The organism is Paenibacillus ihuae (assembly GCF_001368795.1).
Classification (GTDB): Bacteria; Bacillota; Bacilli; order Paenibacillales; family Paenibacillaceae; genus Paenibacillus_AQ; species Paenibacillus_AQ ihuae.
Genome location: NZ_LN831198.1, coordinates 2,201,558 through 2,204,627, shown reverse-complemented (window position 1 = coordinate 2,204,627; position 3,070 = coordinate 2,201,558). Strand labels below are relative to the sequence as shown.

The following is a 3,070-nucleotide window of genomic DNA, read 5'->3' as shown; positions in this document are numbered from 1 at the left end:
AAACAAAATATCCCTTATGAACGTCTCGAAGCCATTCCACATACCGCCTATGCGGTAGAGTATTCTCCGGAACGTTCGAACTCCGGTGAACGCCCTGTCGAAGAGCAGGTTATGACACCTCCACCAGCAGGAGCAGGCCAGGGCCGCCAAGAGCAAAGCGGTCGCTTCGACGACGCCGGAGCATGGGACTCTGTAGAGGATTACGGCAGTGCGAGTTCCCCTGTTACTCCTCCGGGACAAGACAACGGAGAAGGGGATTCCTGAGTCTAATAATTGTCTGTGACGGCTTTGTTTAATATGCCCAGGCAGCGGTCCAGGTCCGTCTTCACCTGTTTTTTGTAGAGTCTGGCTTTCTCCTCCCCGTCAGCCGTAAAATGATAAAGTACGATTTCCTGAAAATCGACCTTGGGATCATTCCCTTTCAGCTGCTTGGTGCGGTACAGTATTCCCTGCTGCACAAGTTCATGAAGGGCACGGTAAACCTCACTTTGGGGAGGTGAATAGCCATAGGCCATGAAATCTCTCCGTAAGTCCTCCAGCATCTGATATCCATACCCCTTATGCTGCTCAACCATCGTAATCAAATACACTTTAATAAAAGCCCGCTGGGCAATCATAAACGCCATGGAATCCCTCCTGATTGAACTTTGGTATAGTCAGTCATATTGTATAAATACACCAAAACTATCGGCACAACTCTAGTATAAACTCTATTTACCAACTTTCATAATTTGAATATACTAAGCTGTTTCAGCGGAGCAGAGTCCACTTTTTCAGGGTTGTTTGTAGATAGATAACACTTAGTATTGAATTTGATAGTAGCATGTAAATAAGGTTATTTTAGATGAACTTCTGTTATGAATTTTTCATATGTTGTAATTTGGTTATTAGCGGGGCAGGGAGTTAGTGGAAAGTTGAGGAAGGGCAGCGGCCGCAAGTCTAAACATTCTCCGTAGTTAGTCAATCTAACCTCTTTTTGTGATGCTCCTGCTGCCTAATGATAACTACTACTTTTCGTAAAAAAAGACTGCATCCCGGGCATCAGCCCGAAAATGCAGTCTTTGTATTCAGAAATTTAATTGTATGGAATATCCCTATACTGATCCGTTACATTCTGTTGCGGTTATAGAGATCCGGGTCGCTTTCAGCGTTCATCGAACCCCGGTTGCCCAATGTATTTCCGACTGTAGTGTCTTCCGGAATTAGGTCTGGATTCGTTGAACGGTTGTCAGCGTACATGGAGTCGTATCTGCTGGTGTTTAATGAGCGGTTGCCGCGGAAAACATCATGAATATCATGTCCTCTTCCGTTGTCATCAACAAGGACGAGGATTTTACCGTTGTCGACATAACCCTCATATTCACGTGCTTCATCTTCAGGAATGCCCATCCCGATCAATCCGCCAACGAGTCCCCCGGCACCAGCGCCGATAGCTGCGCCTGTCAGCGTCGCTACGATAGGTCCGGCGGCAAGAATCGGCCCGATACCCGGAATGGCCAACGCTCCGATACCAGCCAGCAGTCCGGCTACCCCGCCGACCACACCGCCTGTAGCTGCTCCGGTTGCTACTCCTTCTGGAGCCATGGTACCTGTATCATCAGAAATGTTTTTGAGTTCATCACGGTCTCTTGTGATCACCGAGATCTCATCATTACTAATCCCTTGTCTGTGCAGTCCTTCAATTGCTCTGGTCGCTTCTTGTTCCGTTTCGAAGATGCCTACGATTTTGTTAGTCACTTGAAGCCCTCCTTCGTAATTGTGGTTCGCTACATTATTACCCTATAACGGGTGAATCAAACAACGGGATGCATTCAGATGAATTTTTTATTTGGCCGGGCGCGTCCGGCTTGTCGGTTCAGCCTGTAATGGATCATCCGGCCAATAATGTTTGGGATAACGCCCCTTCAGATCCTTCTTCACCTCAAAATAAGTGTTCCGCCAGAAGCTGGCCAGATCAGAAGTGACCTGCATCGGCCGCCGTGCCGGAGAGAGCAGGTGCAGAAGCACAGGAACCTTTCCAAGCCCAATCCGCGGTGTATCTACCTGACCGAACATCTCCTGCAGCCTTACCGCCAGTACCGGTGTCCCCGGATTTCCGTAGTCTAACGGTACACGTGATCCGCTGGGCACTGTTATATGTGTAGGTGCTTCTTTATCCAAGGTCTGGCGGCCGCTCCAATCGAGCATGCCTTCCAGCGCCTTGGATACAGGCAGCCGCTGCAGATCCCGGAGATTGCGCATTCCCTGAATATACGGCCTCAGCCACTCCTGCAGGGAATGCAGTAGCGCTTCATCCGATACATCCGGCCAATCTGTCCGTACGGCATGCATGAAGGCCATCCGCTGCCTGAGCTGGATAGTGCCTTTATCCCACGGCAGCACTCCTAAGCCTTCCGCTGAGATTACAGACAGCAGCACTTCCTCCGTCTCTTCTGCGGTGGGGCGTTCATGTGTAGTTTCCTTTAGAGCCAGAGCACCAAACAGGGTCCTCCGGCGTGCTTTGACGCTTCCGCTCTCTTTATCCCAATAGACCTCCCGTTCCTCCGTCAGGCTGTCTGCATGCTCCTTCAGCAGCTCGGCTTCCGGCAGCTCCGCAGCCAGGATAATCCGGCCCTGTCCGGCGCGGTCATCCACGCCGGCGGCAACAATATGGGGCGAGCGCGCTAGCGGCTGCCCTTCCCGCATCGCTCGCCCCCCGGCCGCCGGACGAGCAGAAACGCGCCATCGCCGCCTTTCTGCCCGACCCGGTCGGGATAGGCAAACGACAGCAGCAGGCCTATGAGGCTGAGGTCGCCGGGCACTTCCCCCGGTGCGGCCTGCAGCTGCGCCAGGAGGTTCCGGCTCTCGCGCTGCACCGCGCGCAAGATTGCCGGGTCCGCGCCTCCGGTGTCGCCGGAGCGCTCGTACCTCAGCAGCGCCTCCACGCGCAGCGTGAGGTCGCTGCTCTGATTCGCGGGACCCCTGAAGAGGTCCCGCTCCTGCAGTAGCGCCGCCAGCCGGCAGGCGAGCGGCGCTGCGCCAAGCGTTGCTGCGCGCAGCAGCATATGCGCGGCACGCGGGTGCGCGCCAA

Annotated in this window: 3 protein-coding genes and 1 pseudogene; 1 reads left to right on the top strand and 3 read right to left on the bottom strand. The window is 53.4% G+C overall.

Translation table 11 applies throughout. The features are described from left to right. On the top strand, positions 1–264 hold a 264-nt coding region (locus AQR02_RS33940; RefSeq protein ID WP_483414273.1), incomplete at its 5' end, for a TraR/DksA C4-type zinc finger protein. Between the two features lie 2 nt (positions 265–266). On the opposite strand, the gene AQR02_RS09935 is transcribed toward AQR02_RS33940, so the two are convergent. The 3 genes and pseudogenes from AQR02_RS09935 to AQR02_RS33935 all read right to left on the bottom strand — a co-directional run. After that, positions 267–626 (bottom strand): replication termination protein, encoded by a 360-nt coding sequence (locus AQR02_RS09935; protein ID WP_054940427.1) that lies wholly within the window; start codon positions 624–626, stop codon positions 267–269. Between the two features lie 481 nt (positions 627–1,107). After that, positions 1,108–1,737, bottom strand: coding sequence for a general stress protein (locus AQR02_RS09930; RefSeq protein ID WP_082451759.1), 630 nt, complete (start codon positions 1,735–1,737; stop codon positions 1,108–1,110). 87 nt (positions 1,738–1,824) lie between these two features. After that, positions 1,825–3,070, bottom strand: a pseudogene (locus AQR02_RS33935) (ATP-dependent helicase C-terminal domain-containing protein); the annotation flags it as partial.

Excerpts from the sequence above, each read along its gene's own strand:
- AQR02_RS09935 (WP_054940427.1), bottom strand. The coding sequence starts at position 626 with ATGGCGTTTATGATTGCCCAGCGGGCTTTTATTAAAGTGTATTTGATT.